This window comes from Paenibacillus kribbensis (assembly GCF_001705305.1).
GTDB lineage: Bacteria > Bacillota > Bacilli > Paenibacillales > Paenibacillaceae > Paenibacillus > Paenibacillus kribbensis_B.
In genome coordinates, this window is record NZ_MCBP01000005.1 from 90036 (window position 1) to 112419 (window position 22384).

18 protein-coding genes and 1 riboswitch are annotated in these 22384 nt (G+C 47.1%); of the genes, 8 read left to right on the plus strand and 10 right to left on the minus strand.

The annotated features are described in order from the left end of the window. Positions 1–9 precede the first annotated feature (9 nt). From BAZ21_RS11345 to BAZ21_RS11355, 3 genes are read right to left on the minus strand one after another with little or no spacing between them, the layout of a single operon-like run. Positions 10–4440, minus strand: a complete 4431-nt coding sequence (locus BAZ21_RS11345) for a hypothetical protein (protein ID WP_068500168.1) — start codon at positions 4438–4440, stop codon at positions 10–12. A 50-nt stretch (positions 4441–4490) separates the two neighbouring features. Then, positions 4491–6224 (minus strand): ATP-binding protein, encoded by a 1734-nt coding sequence (locus BAZ21_RS11350; protein ID WP_068500170.1) that lies wholly within the window; start codon positions 6222–6224, stop codon positions 4491–4493. Next, positions 6221–6670, minus strand: a complete 450-nt coding sequence (locus BAZ21_RS11355) for a hypothetical protein (RefSeq protein WP_068500172.1) — start codon at positions 6668–6670, stop codon at positions 6221–6223. The genes BAZ21_RS11350 and BAZ21_RS11355 overlap by 4 nt, the downstream gene beginning before the upstream one ends. A gap of 45 nt (positions 6671–6715) precedes the next feature. On the opposite strand from BAZ21_RS11355, the gene BAZ21_RS11360 reads away from it, so the two are divergent. Then, a complete protein-coding gene (locus BAZ21_RS11360; RefSeq protein WP_068500175.1) occupies positions 6716–7420 on the plus strand; it encodes a response regulator in 705 nt (234 codons plus the stop codon). Here the strand turns inward: BAZ21_RS11360 and BAZ21_RS11365 are convergent. The 4 genes from BAZ21_RS11365 to BAZ21_RS11380 are packed head-to-tail and all read right to left on the minus strand — an operon-like array spanning position 7388 to position 11860. Next, positions 7388–8299 carry a glycosyltransferase family A protein gene (locus BAZ21_RS11365; RefSeq protein WP_068500176.1) on the minus strand — a complete coding sequence of 304 codons (912 nt, stop codon included), beginning with the start codon at positions 8297–8299 and terminating at the stop codon, positions 7388–7390. The genes BAZ21_RS11360 and BAZ21_RS11365 overlap by 33 nt on opposite strands. Continuing rightward, the gene (locus tag BAZ21_RS11370; RefSeq protein ID WP_068500178.1) at positions 8259–9485 is read right to left on the minus strand and encodes a glycosyltransferase family 4 protein; all 1227 of its coding nucleotides are present in this window, start codon (positions 9483–9485) and stop codon (positions 8259–8261) included. The genes BAZ21_RS11365 and BAZ21_RS11370 overlap by 41 nt, the downstream gene beginning before the upstream one ends. After that, a complete protein-coding gene (locus tag BAZ21_RS11375; RefSeq protein ID WP_068500180.1) occupies positions 9469–10734 on the minus strand; it encodes a transporter in 1266 nt (421 codons plus the stop codon). The genes BAZ21_RS11370 and BAZ21_RS11375 overlap by 17 nt, the downstream gene beginning before the upstream one ends. Positions 10735–10738: 4 nt before the next feature. After that, positions 10739–11860, minus strand: coding sequence for a glycosyltransferase family 2 protein (locus BAZ21_RS11380; RefSeq protein WP_068500182.1), 1122 nt, complete (start codon positions 11858–11860; stop codon positions 10739–10741). A gap of 409 nt (positions 11861–12269) precedes the next feature. Here BAZ21_RS11380 and BAZ21_RS11385 point away from each other — a divergent pair, with 409 nt between their 5' ends. The 7 genes from BAZ21_RS11385 (at position 12270) to BAZ21_RS11420 (ending at position 19684) form a co-directional block, all read left to right on the plus strand. After that, positions 12270–13991 (plus strand): NAD-dependent malic enzyme, encoded by a 1722-nt coding sequence (locus tag BAZ21_RS11385; RefSeq protein WP_068500184.1) that lies wholly within the window; start codon positions 12270–12272, stop codon positions 13989–13991. A gap of 71 nt (positions 13992–14062) precedes the next feature. After that, a complete protein-coding gene (locus BAZ21_RS11390; RefSeq protein WP_068500186.1) occupies positions 14063–15016 on the plus strand; it encodes an AEC family transporter in 954 nt (317 codons plus the stop codon). A gap of 88 nt (positions 15017–15104) precedes the next feature. Then, a riboswitch (TPP riboswitch) is annotated at positions 15105–15208 on the plus strand. A gap of 132 nt (positions 15209–15340) precedes the next feature. After that, positions 15341–16054, plus strand: a complete 714-nt coding sequence (gene tenA, locus BAZ21_RS11395; protein ID WP_068500188.1) for a thiaminase II — start codon at positions 15341–15343, stop codon at positions 16052–16054. Positions 16055–16076: 22 nt separating this feature from the next. After that, complete coding sequence (thiM, locus tag BAZ21_RS11400; protein WP_068500190.1) at positions 16077–16919, plus strand: hydroxyethylthiazole kinase; 843 nt, start codon at positions 16077–16079, stop codon at positions 16917–16919. Beyond that, a complete protein-coding gene (gene thiD / locus BAZ21_RS11405; RefSeq protein ID WP_068500192.1) occupies positions 16916–17746 on the plus strand; it encodes a bifunctional hydroxymethylpyrimidine kinase/phosphomethylpyrimidine kinase in 831 nt (276 codons plus the stop codon). The genes thiM and thiD overlap by 4 nt, the downstream gene beginning before the upstream one ends. Continuing rightward, complete coding sequence (gene thiE / locus BAZ21_RS11410) at positions 17743–18423, plus strand: thiamine phosphate synthase (RefSeq protein WP_068500194.1); 681 nt, start codon at positions 17743–17745, stop codon at positions 18421–18423. The genes thiD and thiE overlap by 4 nt, the downstream gene beginning before the upstream one ends. An 802-nt stretch (positions 18424–19225) precedes the next feature. Next, complete coding sequence (locus BAZ21_RS11420) at positions 19226–19684, plus strand: DUF5301 domain-containing protein (RefSeq protein WP_068500198.1); 459 nt, start codon at positions 19226–19228, stop codon at positions 19682–19684. Positions 19685–20041: 357 nt separating this feature from the next. On the opposite strand, the gene BAZ21_RS11430 is transcribed toward BAZ21_RS11420, so the two are convergent. The 3 genes from BAZ21_RS11430 to BAZ21_RS11440 form a co-directional block, all read right to left on the minus strand. After that, complete coding sequence (locus tag BAZ21_RS11430; RefSeq protein WP_068500203.1) at positions 20042–20239, minus strand: Rha family transcriptional regulator; 198 nt, start codon at positions 20237–20239, stop codon at positions 20042–20044. 66 nt (positions 20240–20305) lie between these two features. Further along, positions 20306–20467, minus strand: a complete 162-nt coding sequence (locus BAZ21_RS11435) for an aspartyl-phosphate phosphatase Spo0E family protein (protein ID WP_083837596.1) — start codon at positions 20465–20467, stop codon at positions 20306–20308. Between the two features lie 591 nt (positions 20468–21058). Then, positions 21059–22357: a helix-turn-helix domain-containing protein gene (locus BAZ21_RS11440; RefSeq protein ID WP_068500209.1), complete on the minus strand. Its 1299-nt coding sequence runs from the start codon at positions 22355–22357 to the stop codon at positions 21059–21061. Positions 22358–22384 lie beyond the last annotated feature (27 nt).

Consider the following 22384-nt stretch of genomic DNA (forward strand, 5'->3'; position numbering starts at 1 on the left):
GCTTGCTTCTTATGGAATCTTTCGCTTTTTCCATCGCCGATAAGGAAGAAAACAAGCTGCTCCACCGAGTATCCCGATGGAGAACAGTACCCAGCCGAAACGATAGGCGGAAGCCAGAATAACGACAACTTGCCCCTTTCCGTTGCCACTCGTAATGAATCCGGTAGTCACGCCATTCACAGATAGACGAGCACGCTGTTTTTCGCTTCCCAGCCTAAACTCCCATAGCGGGTTGGGTGACTCGGTCTCCCGGATCAGCACCTGCTGATGCGATGGGTTATATAGCGTAAAGCTGCGTTCCATGGAATTTTCACGAGTAGCCTGAATGCTTTCCGAAGCATATGGAGCTATAAAAAAGGTATCCATATCTGTTCCCTCAAACAACGTAAACTGATCCACTGTAATCATCGCTCGATAAGGGATGATGGAGTAGTTCTTCATTTGAAACAAGCCTGACTGCTTCTTGTGCGCATGTGCCAAAATCTGAAACTGCATAAAGGCGGTTCCTGCCGGAGCCTTCACAATCTGATCATAATGATTCCATTGCTCCTTATCTCTCTCCTCGACCTCGTCAATATATGAGGTTTGGAGAATTTGGGAGGCTTTATTCAAAAAAATGACCTTCATATGCCGGCTTCCAATTTGTTCTGACCGCGCATCCAACTGCACGTCATACTCTTGTAGTGGCTCTGCCTTCATTTTACGGGAAGCATAAATGTTCCAGTCACAGGAATAGCTTGGGGCATAACGGATGGATAACCCTTCGCCTGACAAAGACAGATTCGTCTGGCCGGGCCTAATATCCGCCACACAGCCTACATCGCTGCTACTTAGGGATTCCCTCGTGTCCTCCTCAGGCATCGCCGCCACTTCCTGTCCAGCCATCCGATGAATATCTTCAAAGCTGCTCAATGACGGCACCTGACTGTCCAGTATAAGTGTTAAGCGGTACTTCCCCTTGGGCAAGAACAGATTTTTAAATTCTACTCGTCCATAATCACTCAGCAGACCAGGGACTTGAATGATTTGTTTGGAAAAACCATCCTGATTGGGCAGCGTTTCAATAACCTGATGCTCGGCTGAAGAGGTAGTGGGCAAGCGCTTATACTCTTCATCTGTACGAATCGTTCTTGTCAGCACCTCTCCGGTCTCTTGATTTGTCCATTTCATCGTCAGTGCCCCATGATACCCGGAGGGTAAATCAGCCAGGATAGCTGTGGAGTAAGTGCCTGTTTTGGCGACCTCCACATCCCTGCTCAATGAACCTTTCTGAAAGCTGATTCCCCGGCCCATACTGAGTCGTGGAAGAGCACGTTCCGTCTGCACATTCCCTTCGACGTTAAAATCGTTCTCTGCCTCCAAGGTGAAGAAGAGCTTGCCTCGCTTCAACGCCTGCTCAACCGGGAAAGCCAGCTTATCCATCTGATCTATAGGTACAATGGCAAATTGATTGACCGCATTAAAGCCCTGCAGATTAGTAACCGTGATCGGAGTATCCCCTTTGGGAAAGGTATACTCTCCCAGATCGACCCATTGGAATTGATTCAAACCCTCATCCCGGGTCTTGATGTTAACCACTCCGTCCGGCAGTGCGACCTGCAATTTTCCGCCTGCCTTATTCATAAACACTCTGGCATACACGTGCGAGTCTTGCGGTTGATCCAGCTTTTTATGCATTGTAAATGAGTTGGGCTTGCTGTATTGCCCCAAATCACGTAGCTGGATATCATGAATCCACCAATAGTTTTTTTGCTGTGGACGTTGCAGGGTTAACAAATCCATTCGCATCCAATAGCTGCCGGGCGGCGACACATATTCCCCGTAAAATTTTACACCGTCAAAATTATATCCCTCTGAAGGCGCCACGACATAGCTAACCCCCAGCTCACGCATTTGCTTATCGTAAAACCTCATTTTTACATGCATTTTGTTCGTCCCGCGCCCGGAAACGGTAATTTGGAACTGATACGGATTATTTTCCTTGGCTTCCAGCAGCCCGGATCTGGCTACTTGCCATATATTACTCGGGTCCCCCTTCATAATCTCACCATGCAGAGTAGGTACATCATTCAGTTCCTCACGGGGATTAGCCTGTACACTGAACAGCTGTGGATTATCCGGCTTGAAAAAGGTTTCCGTCTTCAGCATAGAGTCAAAATCCACGACTGTTTTCCCTTCGATGCTGCTCATCTGATAAGGGGCCACATCCAGCTTCTTACTGGCAAAGGTGACTGCAATCCCTGCATCCATTTCCATATCAAACGGAAAGTTCCGTATATTTTGGGAGGATAAATACCACAGCCATTCGTTGGTCGAGGCAAAGGTTTTGGACCATTTCAAAAAGGCATTGCCGTCCTCAATCGCATCAAAAGGCTTCAAGTAATCCGCTGCCGGAAGCTGAGACAACAGCAAATCATTAAAGGAGGCCGCCTCCACATAATCCCCCTTGTTGACCGTCTGGATCGTGTTCAGCTCAGGCTTTAACGTACTGAACAGCACCCCGAAGCGACTAAAATCAAAGCCAGGCAGATGACTGTAGCTCTCCAATCGGCTAAACCCGTAAGGTGTCACAATTTTACTCGCCAGAATGTTCATATAAGGCGGTGCCTGATCCAGATTAAATATGGAAAACAGCCCGTTTTTGTAGGTACGCTTCAATCCAGTCTGACCTTCCAACTGGGAAAGGTGAAAATCCTGACGCTTCTCCTGTCCCACATATTCATCATGGTAGACCAACTGGTTAGCGCCGAAGGTAGAGAACAGAGAGCCTAACCGGGAGCTCAGCCCATTGTCCATAACATATTGCAGAAAATTCAAATAGTACGTAATCCCGGGGTCATTCCCCTCATGATGGAAGATGGTATTTTTGGGAGAAGAATATACCTGGAAATCTCCAGTCGCCTTCTCGGTTGCAGTCTTCCCTTTATTCCATTTGGGCGTTGCCACTCCGTTATAGCTTTGAATCATATTGTCGGCAATCGGAAAGTACAAGGCCTTGCTGTCAAAACGATTCGGATCTGTCAGCTTTTCAGCCATTTGGGCATAATCCGATGGCACTTGAACCGGCTTGTAATACCCCTCAATGAACTGGGTACGCAGGGGAGCAAAATATACCCCCAGACACAAAACGACGATAACCAGCGCCAGCCTTTTATACGCACGCTGCAACGGCGATGATCCAAACCATTCCATAATCTGAATCACGCCAAAGGTCAGCAACACCCCAAAATTAAGAGAGAGCAGACCAATAAATTTGTTGGGATCACGGAAAACCGAGCCAATCACAGGAGTCTTCGTAACCAAAATGACAAACCACTTGGCAATGGATGGGAACGTCGTCCCGGTAGCTGCAACCAGAAACATCACCGTAAGCAATGAAAAAATCAGAATGATCGGATTTTTATGTGAACGGGTTACCATCGCATAACCGATCAATAGCAGTAAAAATCCTCCTCCGACATAAAACAGGACAGGTAGTGAGGAAAAGGAAAACATAGGCCACCAATAGCTCAATAAATAACCGACATTAGATAAAGTGCTATTACGACTGAACAGAGATAACGTATCCACGACGTTGATATTGTGCTGAGACGCTTGAGCGTCCATCAGCATGCTGCCGACATACAGGGACAACCAATAAAAGCTGAGTAGTCCAAAAAATACGCCAAAAATAATCCCTTTACGCAAAAAATTGCCGTATAACGGCTGTAGATAGGTGCGACCAGCCTTACGGTGGGTCCAGGTCAGCTTGATCAATAGCAGCATGGTGAATAAGCCCAAATAAATCATACCGAAGAAAAAATAATGAATTGCCGCAGCGCTAACGGTGAATACCGCAGCCAACAGGAACAGGTCGATCCAGTTCCGCTGATACAGCTTATGCGGATGATAGTTCTTAATTTGTTGAATTTGAAATTTGGGATCAATCGCACTGAAAAAGAATCTCAGCATTAACGGAAACAAACTATATCCACAGAGCAAATAAATATGCTGGATGCGGAAAATAACCCACGGATTCAGCGCATAAAACAGCGAGCCTGCCGTAATAGCGAAAATACGGGTTTTCGTAAAGCTCGGTGAATAATACACACTGACCAGCCGTTTGGCAAAGGCATACATCGAGAACGCCGAAATAAATAACAGACCTGTGATAAAAGATTTCAGCAAGACCGGCCCGCTCTCGTCAAATAACAGTGAAAGTACATAGAAAGGCAAAATATACAGGATACGTGGAGCATTGAACAAAGTCGAGGTAGACCATCGTTCGTTCCATACCCCTGTTATTTCTTCCAGATACCGATGAGAGGTGGCTCCAAAGGCAATGTCGCTAAACACAATTTGCCCTGGTCCATAAATGGGAGCAAGATATGTAACAATGGCCATCAGCATCAGCATCATTGCCGCCATATCATAGCGATAGCGAAATACCCATTTTTTCATGCTCAGCCCCCTCTCTTGAATTTCTCGTTGATCTGTCGTTTATTTTTGGGCTATCTTCTCAATTGAACAATGGCCTGCAAGCCTTGATCCGTATTACGCAGCTTTAAGCGACCGCCTATCGTCTTTAGGTATGCATCCATATGATACAGGCTGAACGTATGCTCCTGCGAGCTTTGGGAATAATCCGGCTGGAAATAGCTCCAGCGCATTTTATCATCAATCCCGCCGCCCGTGTCTTCAATAAGAATAATAATTTCTCCTTCTTCAAGCCGTGAACTCACCTTGAGTATGTGAGACTTGCGCTTGGAGCGAAACCCTGTTCGGTTTCGCTCCTGATTCTCTACCGGCTCTCCACCTTGACCCATGGCCTGTACTGCATTTTCCAGCAGCCCCTGAATCGTTTTGTACAGCATCGGCGCTTGTGCTGCAATCGATGGAACAGGCTCTTGCCGCAAGATGACTTGAATGTTCTTCATGTTCAATGAACGGTTCGCCCATTTCAACGACTCGGACAATACCTCATTCATATCGGTGAAGCTAATTCCACTATTGTCATGCATCTTTTCTTCCAGCTCATCGCGCAGGGTGCGCACTCCGGTCAGCAGCTCTCCCAGTGAGGACTCCTGTCTGAGACGGCCCTGGATGAAGTTTTCATTCAACTCCCGGAAGTACTCCAGTTCCTCATGAGATGCTCCTTTTCCCTGGCTGGAAGCCGCTTCAAAGCGGTTGGCCAGATCATGATAGAAGCCCAGCAGCTTCAAATCATCACCGCCTGTCAGACGGCCAGTCTGCTCTTGCAGCTCCTGGAGCCGTTGCTCAATCGTCTGCATTAACGGTAAATAATAGGTGTCCTGCTGCTGTCGCATATCCTCATCCCGCCGCTGGTCACGCACCTGACTATTGACGATGGCATCCTTCACAATCCGTTTGCGGAACTGTATGAGCATAGCCCACAGCATAAGCAATATCAGAGCCATGACCATCAATAACTTTTTGCGAAAAGAGCTGATGCGCTCTGCAATGTCCTGACCGGCATCTTCAACCGATATGTAAAGCGCCTCTTCCCCAATGCGGCTGAACCCTATTCCATGTTTCTCTCCGCCATCTTCAACGACACCCGTATTGCCCTCCAGTAGCCTGCGGGTTGCGTTCGTAATATCCGTTCGGTTGATATCGGGTGTATTGCGGGAGGCTACAACCTTAAATTGATTATTATAAAACAAAACCTCGTGCTGATTGACCGGTTTACTTTTAATAATTCCGCTAAGCATATCAGCATCAACCGTACGCACCATGAAGCCGCCCATCTGCGCCCCTTGAATCCTGCATACCATATACTGGGCAGGCTGATGATCCTCTGTCACAAAGGGGCTTATGGCACAGCCGTTTTGCAGCCATTTAACCTGCTGCACCGCGCTTTTCATCTCACGATTGTCTCGCCCGGCAATTACATTATACTGTTCATCCAGCACATAAAAGGACCCGGTTTCCCGCTTAAACCCCTCGGGGTATTGGCGTTTTCCCTGATTCAGCATATCTCTACCCAGACCGGAAGACAGCTCCTTCAGTTCAGCCTGCCATGCAGTATAACGCTCGGTTATACTAGCGGACAGTTCCTGCACCTCATGCTGGAGCTGCTCATTTTGAATTTCTGCCAAGTGACTGCTGAATTGCCGTATGACAAACCATTGAAGCACGGCAGCCAAGAACACAGTCACGCACAGAACGATCAGGTACAGGATCAGCTTTTGCCAACCCGGTTTCAACAAAGCCCATTGCTTCATGCTCCCCTGTCCCCTCCATTTTGTTCAAGACGGCCCAAAATAGCCTGCATCAGGCATTCCAGCTCGTAGCTGACCAGCGGTAGCCGTGCACACAGCAGCCGGGGAGTCCGGCGCTGGAGTGCGGCAAACCTCGCAGCGGTTTCCGGTGCCCCGTCCGTCAGCAAAATCAACTCGCATGTTTTTGCGATATATAAGCCATCCAGCTCTTCTTCGCCATACTCCCGAAGATCAACCACATAAATATCATGGCGATTATCCATGTGCTGAAGTGCGCTGGAGACGGTCAGGGTTACAGCCGTATGTCGCACAGCATGATACTCATGAAGCAGACGCATGCCTTTTTCCCAGAGCGCATGTTCAGCCGAATCGAACCGTTCACAAAAAATACGCAACGCCCGTTCTGCATTGACATCTTTCAAAAATGCCAAAACGCTGATATTATACATGTAGTTCCTCATTTCTTACTTCATGATTGGAGTTGCGCAGTTGCTATGACACCCCAAAACATTCTATTTGTTGACGACAGCCCTATGGTTCTGTCCCTGCTAGAACGGTCATTAATGCAAGAAACATTCACCTTACATACCGCTCACACACCCAAAGAAGCATTACAGGTGCTGAAACAGCACCCCATTGATGTAGTGGTATCCGATCTGCTCATGCCTGGTCTGGACGGGATTACGTTCCTTCGTATGATTAAGAAGGACTATCCGCATATCGTACGGATCATTTTGTCAGGTCACCTGCATACGCAGTCCATTTTATCGGCAATTAATCAAGTCGGCGTGTTCCGCTTTTTGACAAAACCACTGGAACTGGATGACGATACGCTGAAAAAGATACTGTATGAGGCACTGGATCAGGCCCAGCTCAATCGAAGCAGTGTGTATGCAGATCAAAATGTGGCTCATGGCTTGTCGGTATTTATAGACAGCATTCTGAATGCCCCTTATCGGCCTTATGTGCTGCTCAATGATCAGCATATCGTAACTGCTGTACACGCTGCGCTCGCTGAGCTGTATCCTGTCGGCAGCTCACTTCGTCATCCTGACCGTGAAGGTATTCAGTTAACGGCGCATTCATTGTATATACCGTATGGGGAGTCGGAATCTTCCGATCCCGACCTGTATACGCTGGATACGCTGACTGTGGGCCATTCATCCTTACGCCTTATCCGCCTTAGCGAGATCGCCTGAGTGACGGTTGCCGCCCTTTAACACGGCGGCAACCCCAATCACCGTCAGACATGTATACATCCACAACATGCCCACCGTCAACAGCGGGTGACGAATATAGCTTTTCAAATTCCCCCATGTATACAGCACCGGACGGAAGAAGTACCAGCGCTCCAGTGCCTTTCGCAAGCCCCCCTCTTCGGATGACATCGTACGATCCATCACCGAAAAATAGTAGGCTTTTTTACGCAATACATCTTGCAGATATACCTTTTTTTCATCATGATATACCCGTGTAAATACCGCCCGGCGAATGACTCCGCCAGACTCTATATAGCGTAAGGTCGGCTGTATTTCTTCGAAAGCAATCTGCTCCGCATTAAAGCCGCCTGTCGATTCGTAAGCGCTCATTCGCCAGAAGCGTGCCGCTTCAATGGAGCGTTTTCCCAAGGTTTCACCCGCGTTGTTAATCACATTGCGCTCGAAGACTTTCACTTTGGAAAAAAAATTGTCCGCTTCCGAATACGCCTCCTCAGGAACAACCAAGGCGCCAATGTCCTGATGATCGTCAAAAAACTCGATGCTCTGCTGGATCAAATGCTCGGCTAAAATCATATCGGAATCCAAGACAAGTATGTATTCGGCACCCAAACGATTTGCCTCCTCGACTGCCTTAACTCTCGCGACTCCACGCTCCCCGTGGGGAAGCTCCAATACCGTAACGGGTACTGAGCTTCCTGCCGACAGCGTACGAATCACCTCCACAGTCCGGTCATCCGAGCCATCATCGGCAATCACGATATGCAAGTCCTTGTAATTTTGCCCCATACAGCTTCGCAAACATGGCTCTATTGTCCGCTCATTGTTGTATGTGGAGAAGAGAATGACCACTTTGTCCACTCTGTTCCGCCTCCTTTGTCCAATCTCCCATCAGCTGCTCAAACGCAGCTGCGGTATGATCAAAATGAAATCTTAACGCATACTGATACGCCCGCTCGCGAATGGCCAGGTAATCTTCGCCGCCCTTTGCTGCTCTTTCCATCTGTTCAGATAAGCCCCGGATGTCACCGTGAAAGCACAGATATCCGCTTTTCCCAAAATCCGTCGCATCCACCAAGCCAGGTGAATTGCTGACAATGCTGGGGGTTCCAACGGCTGCTGCTTCAGTAATCGTCAAGCCCCAGCCTTCACGCAGGGATGGGAATACAAGCGCGTGGGCACGGCTCATCAGCTCCAGCTTATGCTCTGCTGAAACGAATCCGAAAAAGGTAATATCAGCTTGGGATTGTCCTTGCTCATCCGGTTCTCCGTAAGTCAATCCATACCGTTTCATAATCGGCAATAATTGTTCTGCCACATACGTTTTATCGGTTTTTCCGACAATCCACAATATAGCCTGCGGGAATTTTTTCTTGAGTCGTCCAAAGGCTTCAACAACCAGATCAATCCCTTTATATTTCACAAAGCGCCCGGCATACATAAAGGTCGGACTGGACTCCTTCGTTAAAAAATGTTCACGCGGCCAATGTTCAAACTCAATGCCTTCCGGCAAGAGATGAACACGATCCGGGTGAAAGCCCAGCTTAAGCAAATCATACCGGGTAGACGGGGAAACGGTGAGTGTACGATCCTTGCGGGCCAGCTTGAGCATCAACGGCTCCAGATGAAATCCGATAAAATTTAGTGGAAATCTAGCATTTTGATACCATATTTCCCTTGTTAGCTGATGTATAAAAAAGATTCGCTTGGATGTCTCGACCCAAAAACGGGTAAAGAACTGGTGCGTATTCGCCTGATTAATGACATAATCAATATGCTTGCGATGACGCCGGTAATAACGCATGGCAAAATAAATAACGCTGTATATATTTCCTTTTCGGATATACGTAATTCCGTCTATGATTTCATGCTCAGGCAATCCCTCAAATTGGGGCGAAAAATGAATGAAATGAAAGCGGCCTTGCTGTGAGCGTTTTAGCATCTCATGGGTGAAAACTTCTGCTCCTCCGCTTTTAGGTGAACGAATGTCACGCCAGGATAGCAATAGAACTACGGTTTTGCCGTCCTGTTCATGTATTGTATTCATGAGGTGAATCTCCCCTTATCTTTATTTTGAACAAATAGAAATAGGCATCTACCACAAAGTAAAGAGACATGGCGCCATACACCACCAGCTCGGACAGTAAAAAGTCGGAAGGCTTATTGTGGGCCATATGAAAGGCTGCCAGTAAAGCCGCCGCTCCTGCGATTAAGCTGAACATAGATTTGCGTCTGCCCACCAATACATGCACATGAACAAAGAACAGCACGATGGAAAACAGCCAGTACACCCATCCTCCCAATGGAATAAAAGCTTCTGCCGACTGATAGGAAGATCCGAACAATACAGGAATCGATGATGGGAACACAAAGGTCGTACCTACATACACACAGATGGCTGCCACAGCCATTAATCCACCATAAACTGCGATCAGCTTCCCCAAGGCTTGACGGTCATGACCATGCGCACCGAGCTTTGGAATAAATGCAGCGATCAGACTGTACGAAACGTAATAGACTAATTGGCTGTACTTCAGCGCAATGGCATAACTGCTGGCCTGTTCCGGGAAATAATGCTGCACATACAACATGTCAATGGAAATGCAGAACAAAATAAACAAGTTCGTTATGAGACTATCCGTAAAATCCTGACCTAGTGATTTCCATAGCCCGGAAGGCACACGTTCTCCACTATTACTAAATAAAGATAAGCCCCGAGCCGAAACGATCCAGCCGTGAAGCAGCGACATCAACATTCCCCCACAGCTCGCCAGCAGCAGGGCTTCCAGCTTTAACCCCAATGAGGCCAAAACAAAAAACAGGCCCAGCTTTCCTAAAACCTCAATATAGTAGTTCACATTGAGCGCCAGCATGCGTTCCCTGCCCTGCAAATCTCCGCGGCACGAGCTCACAAGAATATGCAGCCCTATCAAGCCATATAGCATGAACAACGGGCCGGATTCGACGCCTAATAGCGAGCGCAGCAACGGATGAAAGACGACCAGTATGACTATGGCAAGCACGGTGAGTAACAAAGGAGCTTTTAGCAAGAGAGAACCAAGCGGTAGACTGCGTAGCGGAAGCTTGTGGTCTCCCTTGGAGACCAGCTTGGCGGTTAATAGCTGAATCGATAAGCCCAAAACGGACAACAGTGCAAAGAGGGCCAGCAGCGCGTTCGCCTGACCATAAGCTTGTCCGGTAAGATACCAGCTCGCTGCAATGTGGAAGAAGAAATTAAATCCGTTCAGCAGCACATTAAATAAAGGAAACATCAACGGGCGCAATCGGTTGTTCACTTTGTTATCTCACCCGCCGATCCAGCCGCCAAATATCAATAATGGAACGTAGAAAACGAATGGAATCCTTGAAGACATCAATGTGCGACCCGTCCCGGTCAATACATTTGACGGGTAGTTGCAGCACACGAAGCTGGAGTCGCTTGGCGATAAACATCATTTCCAAATCCAGCGCCAGTCCGAGCTGCTCCTTCAAATGTGGAAACATCCGCTTCACTGCCATAGAGCTCATGACTTTAAGCCCTGTCTGGGAATCCACCACACCTGTTGGTAAAAACGGGCGGGAAACCATACGTTTGCCAAAGCTGACGATAGATCGTAATAAAGAGCGATTTTCGGCTGTCATATCCTTGGTTCCAATCACGACATCATAGTAGCCCTGTCGAACCACGTTAATCATTCTGGCAATATCCTCAATAAAAAAGGAATCGTCCGCGTCCACAAATACGTAGTAATCCGCACCGATGGTTCGCATCCCTTCCAGATACGTTCCTGCCTTACGGGTATTGCGCCCCAATTCTCTGGTTTGAAGCAATGGACTAAGATTCTGATTAATCCGGTTGACGGACAAATCCGTTGTTGCCTTCAGCGCTCTAATCAAGGTATTCGTGCTATCGTGGCTGCCATCATCAATGAGATAAATGGAGCCTTCTACAAGATGGCTGCGAATAAAAGTTTGCAGGCGTTTAGCAAATGCCTCGACGTGTACAAAACGTTGCTCCTCGTTATATACAGACAGAATGAAGGCAATATGTTGCCCTTTGGCCGAATACTCAGGGTAGAGCAAGCTTTGTATTTCTGACAGCACTTCCTCGTTGTCATTGGCTTGCCAAAATAGCAGGCGTAAACGGCCTATTCCGGTGATCTGCACCATATGCTGATCACTGAATGGAGCCGTTACATCCGTTACCACTAGCAGCGGCATTTGCGGAAATTGACTACGAATTTGATTGGCTATCCGCACAGCTTCCTCCGGTTCCCTGTAATCGATCAGGCAACAACATGCGTCCTCATAGACTGAAGCTGCCTCGGGGTCCCTGCATTGTATAGATTGGTAAAAATGAATCACATTGGGATAATCAATAGCCCTGTAATTATCGCTAAAAATGGCTATAGGTCCCTGCACACAAACCTCTCCTTTTCCTCCGAATAGTTCTATTTTGTTGAAAAAGAATTAAAAATGTTTGCTTAGAGGCGTTAAATCGATGTGCAAATCCTTCATAATTTCTTAATAAAATACCTGACATGCCGTGATATATAAGGATATAAAGGAAATAGAAATGATTTTTATATTTTGTAAAAATAGAGTATTTAGGCCTGATTCATAAGAACCAAGAACAATGAAATCATCGTATTTTTTCAAGATTAATAATTAGTTCTTTGTAATCAATCACAGAAAAAATATGGTTATTTTGTCATATATCAATAGACGAATAAAACAGTTTGGCATGTCCATACTATGGGCAACATGTCATCTTTCGTCATGAATAAGCCTAATAAACAATCATCAATCGAAGAGAAAGAAGGATGTTTGTATGGAACCGTTTTATGTCAATCGGGATGGCTCATTATCCACCTCATTACGGGGCAAGGATGTGCTGGCGAACCCCCTTTTGAACAAAGGTGTCGCTTTTACAGAAGAAGAACGCAAAGAGCTGGGGCTGGAAGGAATCCTTCCTCCGACTGTCCTTTCACTGGAAAAACAGAGCGTACGGGCATATCAGCAGTTTTTGGCACAGCCCACCATGCTGCGTAAAAATGCTTCGCTCAACGACCTTCACAATCGAAATGTCGTACTCTACTATCGCTTGCTAACCGACCATTTGAGTGAAATGCTGCCTGTGGTCTACACACCTACGGTAGGAACTGCCATTCAAGAATATAGTCACGAGTACAACCGCCCCGGAGGCGTGTATTTGTCGATAGATGACCCGAACGGTATTGGACAAGCGTTTTATAATTCCGGTTTGAACGGTGAAGATGTAGATCTGATCGTCGTAACGGATTCCGAAAGTATTTTGGGCATCGGTGACTGGGGTGTCGGGGGGATTAACATCGCTATCGGCAAGCTTGCTGTGTACACAGCTGCGGCAGGCATTCATCCCGGGCGGGTACTGCCGATTGTACTGGATGTGGGCACGAATAATGAAAAGCTGCTGAATGATCCGCTGTACATCGGAAATCGCCATAAGCGGGTTCGCGGAGAAGCCTACAACCAGTTTATTGATACTTTTATCCACAAAACGCTAACGCAATTTCCGAAGGCGCTTTTGCATTGGGAAGATGTGGGCAGCGTGAACGCACGTCATATTATAGGCAAATACGGTCAAAGCATTCTCACCTTTAACGATGACATTCAAGGCACAGGAGCGGTAACCCTGGCTGCGATTCTTTCGGCGGTAGGCGTCACCAACATTCCGCTGCGTGAGCAAAAAGTACTTGTCTTCGGCCCAGGGGCAGCAGGAATCGGTAACGCTGACCAAATTCGGGGAGCCATGATCGCGGACGGCCTTTCGGAGGAGGATTCATTCAAGCCATTTTGGGCTTTTGATTACCGCGGGCTGTTAACGGACGATATGGAAGATGTCCTCGATTATCAGAAGCCGTATGTACGTAAAAAAGAAGAAGTCAGCTCATGGATGCGGTCTGATGACGGAAAAATACCACTGCTTGAGGTCATCCGTCAGGTGAAGCCTACTCTATTGATCGGAACTTCTGGTGTAGCGGGTGCCTTTTCAGAAGAGATTATTAAGGAAATGGCCAAGCATGTAGAACGCCCGATCATCATGCCCATGTCCAATCCTACAAACCTTGCCGAAGCGGTACCCGAGGATTTGATACGGTGGACCGATGGCCAAGCATTGATCGCTACCGGAAGTCCCTTTGAGCCCGTCACCTATAACGGTACGAAATTTGAGATTGGACAGGCGAACAATGCCTTTGTTTTCCCGGGACTTGGCCTGGGCGCGATTGTGGTCAAAGCCAAAAGGATCACCCCTGCCATGTTTTCAGCCGCAGCAGAAGCCGTTGCCAATGGCGTAGATTCGAATAAACCTGGCGGTGCGCTGCTGCCCCATATCCGAAAATTACGTGATGTCTCATTCGCGGTCGCTGTGGCGGTAGCGAAGGCCGCGATTCAGGATCAGGTAGCTCAGGCACGTATTTCAGATGTTGAGCAAGCCATTCGGGATGCGATGTGGAAACCGGAATATGTGAAGGTCAAAGCTGTGGAAAGTGCAATCCATCACCCTCACTAATGCTTCATTTAGGGACGGGGATGCCTATTCAGACAGGCAGGATACGTCAGTTCAGCAAGGAGAGTCGATCTATGAGTGTCGGACATATCCTTTATATTTTGGTGCCGATTTTTTTCGTTATTATTTTAGGATGGTTAGCGGGGCATTACAAAAGCTTCGATGCCTCTTCCTCCAAAGCCCTGAATGCGCTCGTTACCAGATTTGCGCTGCCTGCGCATTTATTCATCGGCATTACAACAACGAACAGGAGAGCGCTCATTGAGCAATGGCCATTCCTGCTAGCTCTGTTCATTGGCATTGTCGGCTTTTTTGTCGCTCTCCTTCTGCTGTCCCGCTTTGCGAGGAAGCAGCCTGTGAAGGATGCCGCCATGTTCGCTTTGAACTCGGCACAGCCGACCTTTGCTTTTATGGGTATTCCCGTGCTCGGAGCCATCTACGGCTCCTCAGCCGTGGCGATTCCGATTGCCCTTACCGGAATCGTAGTCAATGCCGTCCTTGACCCGGCGGCTACCATTATAGCTACCGTAGCCAGCCGGAATTCAGGCAAGGAACGAAATGGTCCCCTCGGAAGGCTGATCTGGGACTCCATTCTTCACGGCTTAAAGGAACCGCTGGCGCTGGTGCCGCTGGTTGGTGTGATTTTGACCTTGTTCGGCTTCCAATCACCGGATTTGTTAAGCAAATCGCTTAATCAAATTGGTGACATTACGTCCGGGGCCGCTTTATTCGCGGTCGGTGTGACCATTGGCGTACGCAACATTAGTTTTAGCGTAAGTGCCTTTGCCATCGCACTGTTAAAAACCATCGTGCAGCCTTTATTAATGCTGGTGATTGCCTACCTGTGCGGTCTGTCGTCTGCCGATACCGTTAAGGCGGTTCTGCTCGTTTCCTTCCCGGGTTCAGCAGTCGCTGCTATGATCGCTACCCGTTTTGAAAGTCTGGAATCAGAAACAGCCTCCTCCTTTGTCATCAGTGCTGTCATATCTCTCGTTACACTCCCTGTGCTGATTTCGCTATTGATGTAACCAGGTCAAGCACAAACAGCCGCAGAGCGAATGGATAACGGTTTGACATAATGTATGAACGAATGTACAGTAATAGTCAAAAGAATAGGAAGTCCACTAGGGGAGCCGCTTATGGCTGAGACAAGAACGTATCTTGGACCCTTTGAACCTGATCTAGTTCGTACTAGCGTAGGAAAGTGGAGCCTTCGTATATAAGGTCCCTCATGTTTTTTGCGCATGGACCTATGATGAAGCCGCTCCAGTTTTCGGGGCGGCTTTTTAGCGTTGTTCCGGAACTGTATTCTTACGGGACTTCCTGCTCTTCATTTTGTTGGAGGTGGGAAAATGAGCTTTACACAAGAGCTCCGTCAGCACGCGGATGGCGTCTTTCAAGCGATTTTTGAGCATCCCTTTGTGAGAGGTATTGCTGAAGGGAGTTTGACAAGGGAACAGCTGATTCACTATGTAAAACAGGACTTTGAATATTTGAGCGCCTACATACGGATATACGGCATCGCGATCTCCAAATGCACGAGCCGGGAGGACATGGCTGTATTTAATGAACAGATCTCTTTTATCCTCCGCAGCGAGGTTCATCCCCATCAAAATTTCTGTGCTGTCGCAGGTGTGACCTATGAAGAGATGCAGGGATATCCGCTCGCTCCGTCGGCTCACCATTATATTCGTCACATGCTGACGGCCGCGCATGAAGGCAGTCTGGGCGAGCTCATGGCCGTGCTGCTGCCGTGTCCATGGACGTATCTGGAGATTGGTCGCAGGCTGCTGGATGAGGTAAGGCCCAACGAGTCTCACCCTTTCTATGAATGGATTGGTTTCTATGGAAACCAGGTTGGAGATGTAACCGCCAAATATCAAGCCCGTGTGGATGCTTGGGCGGAAAGTGCAACGGCTGTCGAACGGGAACGGATGATTGAGCATTTTATGCTAAGCTGCCAGCTGGAATATATGTTCTGGGATATGGCTTATAAGCAGGAGGAATGGCCGATCCAGACCCCTTTTACATCGGACTACGAGCGTTGTCGCAAATTGAAAATCTAATATATGAGAGAGGATCATCGATATGCTGAAATGGGAAAAGGATTGTTCGGAGCTGCTGACAAAGGTACACAACAGCAACCCCCTCGTTCACAATATGACCAATGTGGTGGTCACCAACTTTACAGCCAACGGCCTATATGCGCTGGGCGCTTCGCCGGTGATGGCCTATGCACCCGAGGAAGTTGCGGATATGGCCAAAATAGCAGGTGCCGTCGTATTAAACATCGGTACGCTGAACCACGAACTGGTCGATGCTATGATCATTGCCGGACAATCGGCGAATGCACATGGCGTTCCGGTTCTGTTAGATCCGGTCGGTGCGGGAGCGACTCGCTTTAGAACCGAGTCGGCACTGCGAATCCTGAGTGAAGTCAACATCTCAATGGTGAGGGGCAATGCGGCCGAAGTCGCCCATCTTATTGGAGAAGCCCGAGAGATTAAAGGCGTCGATGCTGGTGACAGCCCGAGTAGCAGTCATGTCGATCTGGCAGTTCGGGCTGCGCGGGCGCTCAATACCATCGTTGTCATCACTGGAAAAGAGGACGTCATCACCGATGGGTCTAGTGCACGAATGATTTGTGGCGGAGACGCGCTGCTTACAAAGGTAACTGGAGCAGGCTGCCTGCTGACCTCTGTGTTGGGCGCTTTTGCGGCAGTTGAACCAGACCTGCTGCTCGCAGGTACAGCGGGCTTGGCATTTTACGGTGCAGCCGCTTCCCGAGCCGCCGCGCTTACAGCAGATCAGGGACCCGGCAGCTTCCAGATTGCCTTTCTCGATGAGCTTGCCAAGCTGCATACGGGCTCGCTGGAGGGGCATGTATCGATTCGTGAAGCTGGAACAACTACAGCAGGTGGTACGCGATGACAGACGTTCGTGTAGCCAGAGCACTGACGATTGCCGGTTCGGACAGCGGTGGCGGGGCCGGGATTCAGGCCGATCTCAAAACCTTCCAGGAGCTTGACGTATACGGCATGTCGGCGATTACGGCCGTTACCGTACAGAACACCTTGGGGGTTCACGGCGTATATCCGCTGCCACAGGAGGCGGCAGCCGAGCAGATTGAAGCGGTAGGATCAGACCTTGGCGTAGATGCTCTGAAGACTGGCATGCTGTTTGATGCAGGCATCATCCGTCTTGTGAGCGAGCAGATCCGAAGGTTCGGCTGGGAGAAGGTTGTCGTCGATCCCGTGATGATTGCCAAGGGAGGTGCAGCACTGCTGCAGCCAGAAGCGATGCAGGCTTTGCAGGACGACCTGCTCCCCTTGGCTTTGGTCGTTACACCGAATATCCCGGAAGCGGAAGCCCTGACAGGGATCAGCATCCGTACGATGGAGGATCGCCGGGAGGCTGCAAGACATATTAGCAATATGGGCCCAAAATTCGTCGTGATCAAGGGCGGCCATGCTGACGAGAGCAATAGCAGCGGACAGATTGTTGACCTGCTCTTCGACGGAACCGCCTTTACCGAGATAGGCGGCAAGCGGGTGCGGACTGTCCATACACACGGAACAGGGTGTACCTTCTCGGCAGCGATCACCGCCGAATTAGCAAAAGGGATGCCGGTATCGGAGGCTATCTTGAATGCTAAAGCTTTCATCCAGGCGGCGATTGAGGAACCTTTACATCTTGGACAGGGACATGGCCCCACCAATCATTGGGCCTTCCGCCGTCGTCAGGAGATGCTTCTATGAGTAGCAGAATATTGTCAGAGGTGGTGCGCCGCCATCTGCAGATGTACCTGGTGCTTGGAAGCGGGAATTGCCTCGCGGAACCAGGCTGGGTCGTGCAGGAGGCTCTAGCTGGCGGCGCAACCATGGTCCAGTTCCGAGAAAAGGGCCGTGGTGCGTTAACAGGCGCTCCCAGGATTGAGCTGGCACGTCGGCTACAAGACCAGTGTCACCGTGTGGGGGTTCCCTTCATCGTGAATGACGATGTCGAGCTGGCTCTTGAGCTCGACGCCGACGGCGTTCACATCGGTCAGGACGATGAATCGGCCGATTCCGTCCGCGAGCGGATCGGAAACCGGATTCTCGGCGTTTCCGCCCATACGATTGAGGAAGCCCGCCGCGCCATCCTGCAAGGTGCAGACTATCTCGGCGTAGGGCCGATCTATCCGACCATCTCCAAGGATGATGCCAACGCCGTGCAGGGTCCGGCCATATTGCACAAGCTGCGCAAAGCGGGAATGGATGTGCCGATCGTCGGGATTGGGGGCATTACGGTAGGTCGTGTAGAGGAAGTGGTACGTGCGGGTGCGGATGGTGTAGCGGTGATTTCAGCCGTGACGCAGGCAGAGCAGATTCGGACTGCGGTCGAGGAATTGAAGAAAAAGGTAGCGTTGAGCATCGAACATCCGGGGGTGTCCTAAAAACTATAAAATGGTTACTGGGAAAGCCTGCTGTCGAGACTGGCTGATCATTGTGATCAGCCTTTTTTTATTTTTCATTAGGTACAAATTAATTTGATCAGCAACAAACTCATTTTTTGCTTTATCGAATATATAAGTGATATGGAAATCACCTACGTACTGGGGAGATGCTTCAACACTTGTGCCTATTCTGGAGACTATTTTTTGATCCACCTTTTGATAGCAATAAACAAAAAAGTAAAAAGCGCGACGAAAAAAATGATACCCACTATTACTATAATCAGAGCATTAGTCATACTTAACAACTCCTTCCTTTTTCGCGCATATATTCGTGAAGGCTTCCGACGATCTGCACACTGATATTGTATAATAATTGTAAATGGAGTGAGGGGGGAAAACTATGCTGAAGAATCCAATTTTTCTTATTTTGATAATTTTCTTGGCTACCTTAACAGTGCGAATTGTATATAACAATCCACCCCATTATATTTATGATTGGTTGATGGGTACATACGCCATCCGTTTGATTGGTCGGACGATGTACGAAAAATACCAGAATAATCATAGAACCAGTATTATAACCGATATGATTGTAGAACTGATTATGCTTATGATCTCATTCGGAATTATCCTATTTTTATTTATCTCACAAGAAACATGGTGGCATAAGTCGCTTTTTCTAATCGGAGAATCCTATTTCCTCATTTACAGCGGCATAACTTTTAAAGAAATCCTAAAAAAAGAACGGAATTGATCTGTCATATTGCATATTATGTACATATGATTTTATAAGGAGGACTTTATGAAAATACAAAAAAAATACGTTCTAAGTTTCATAATACTTTTTGTAGTAATCGTTGTTGCAGGAGTCATTTTTGCATCTAAGACTACTATAACCTTTAAAGAAGCGGCTTTGGGGCAAGTGAATTTGGAAGAAATTGATACAATTGAAATCATTAAATCAGATGATAATTCTACAAACGAAAGAAAGATAACCGTGTCAGATCCTAAAGAAATTCATCAAATAATAAATGAATTTTCACAAATACAGCTAAAAAAATCCAATTCGAGTACCCCCTCGTCTGACTCGTACTGGATCACTATAAGATCAAAACAAGAAAGAAAACTTGGATTAACCATTCTAGGAGAGAAAAATATAGTAATTTATAAATACAAATCAGCCAATCCTAAAAATAGCATTGTTTCATACGAAATTATTAGCGGGTATAATGGAAAATTAATACAAAATTTATTCAAATAAATTTTTCTGATTCCCTGTGTTTGGTACTCAATAAATGAGAATTTAACTTCAATCATATCTCCCTTGATTATCCACCAAAAAGTCTTCAAGATATCCCATTTGCCAGTAACCTGTATAAACCAAATTTTTAAGAGAGAAAATTGGCTTGCTTCCGCGTGCGGAGCGAAAAGCCAATCAGCATCGCTTCTATCGTTCTTTGAGGGTGTAGTGTAAATACAATGAAGCTAATTATACGTCTGAAAAAAAACGGAGATTTCGCTAGAGGATATGAGACCCTTTTTGCAGCTCTCCTGTGGGGATAATCTTGCTGAATTTCCAGATCCATTAAAAAATTAGGCGGTAGGATGTCAGATGCCATTAAGATTCTTCAATTCCGAGTAATTCGGATACTTGTTTTCTGTATCTTTTGGCCTTGCGTGTCCCGTGAATGAGATTGGACAATCTGGAAGCCGGAATTTGATATGTAGTGCAAAACGTTTTCTGATCCATTCTTTTCTCGATCAGTTTTTGTTTGATCTCCCATCCAAAAGGGGTTACAGGATTTCGCTGATTCAACCTCATGACCTCCACGCCTGGTTTTTATAATCGTAGTATGTTGCAACATGTAATTCATTCATGAGCTTAAGAGTCTGATTTGCATGTTTGGTAATGATTTAACAGTTCATCTAACTTCTTGGATTGTTCAATCACTTTAGGATGTGTTAAAAATCCATACTTTTTCTGGACTTGGTACAGTTTCCTCCTGGCTCTCTCGACACGAAGTAAAGTCACACCTTGATTTATCAGCGTGATCCCCTCCTCTATGTCATAATTTAGAATAAAAGGACGTTTTTTTGGAATTGCCAATAATCTTCCTCACAAAAAAAGAGCATCCCTAAGAGTTTGCATAAAGTAGAGATCCCCATTAAATGCACGGAAAAAAACCTCCATTCCCACTCTCATAAAGTGGGGACAGAGGTTCCTTTTGTATACATGACTCAATCGCAGAGCATTAAAAACCATAATTGACTTAAAAGCTGCATAAGTTGAACTTCAAAGTTACTTATCGTGCCACTACGCAGTCGGATGGTGCTTCCCATCGTCACCGCCCCTGGATTTCTTGAATTAAGCCTATGATCAGGGGAAAAGTCGGGGAGGTGATGCTTTCGAAGCGAGCTTTCCGTAGGAAAGCTTTTAAAGCGATCACTTCGCTTGTACAGCACCATTAACGCATGGACTTAGAAACGAACAAACAACCCCATACAATTTAAGCCAAGCGTGCTAAGTACCTATATGACAGCCCTGAACTTGAAACTCACCATTTAAAGCAGCCATTGGTATAGTTGTAACTTGACCATTTGTTATTTGTACACTCATTACTAAAACTAATAAAAGCTATTGAGTTAACTGACTACGTAATACGCTCATACACTTAAAAATAATGCTCTTATCGATTAGTGTAGTTGATTTTCTCATGCTGTCTAACAGAGTCTGGAACCCTTCTTCGTACTTGCCCTTGGATAAATAATAGACAGCCACTTCACTCAAAAAACCAACAAGCTGATCGTCAATATTTTGCTGGTCATTGGTTTGTTTTCCACCTTGATCATGTATATTTGAAATTTCCCACTCAAATCGATTCAGAATATCATCTACGTCTATGTTATAACGGTTGGCTGCGATCATAATGTTCCATAGACCCGGAAGAATCTCATCTTTCGTCCTTGTGATGAGATCAGCATATACTGGAAGTACCTCTCTATCTCCAGCCATGAGCTTGGTCAGACACACATTAGCCTCGCCCCACTCCTGAAATAAGTTTTTCCAGCGCAGCGTCTCGCTATCAGTCTCTTTCACCCATTCCAAATCAACAGATTCATAGGCTGCTTGCAAGGCTAACGCATAGTTTCCTTGCTCATAATAAGCACCTCCAATAAGTGAATTACTGAAAGCCACATAAAAAAATAACGGTCGCAAAGGCTCCTTATGTTGTTTCCTTTTCAGAAAATGTGCCATGGAGTATTGAGCTTCGGCTAAAATCTTTAAATCCTTGGCAACTTCCATGACACGATCCCAACGACGCAATGATCGAAATGCATTAGCTAAATCCACCATTCCTTCCAGTTGGTCCACATCATCGAGCCGTTTGACAAATGATTGGAATTGAAGCGCTGCTTGTAAGTTCCGCTCCTGATCGTCCCCAACCTGAATCGTGAATATGCGATATTGACAAATGGCCAAACGTTCAGAGTGCTGGTACTTCTCTGCTTCTGCAACCCCCTCATAGAGCAACAACGCGGCAGCATGTCGACCTTGTGCGAATAATGTTTCTGCCATATCAAACAGCTTCGGGGAATAGAGAAGGTTTTCCATGATATTCCCAACTATACGCTGAATCGCTTCCAGCTTGTCCAGTTCCACACAGCGAAACAATACCGGTTCAATACGCCGCCAATCCGAGGAACGTTCGATGATGTAATGTTCTATGTATCGGTCGTAAAAATAGCCCTCTGGTAATCCCATTGCAAGTGTAATTCGATCCAACTGGTGTATAGCAACTGGACGATGCTTAAGAATCCAATTATTGAGCGTTCTTTCATGAACACCAGAATTCTCTGCAAATTGTGCCAGCGTTAAATCATTTTGCTGCAAATAATCCTCCAGCTCCGCTAAAATCGTAGATGTATGTTCCAAGGCATAACCACCCTTCACACAAAAAAT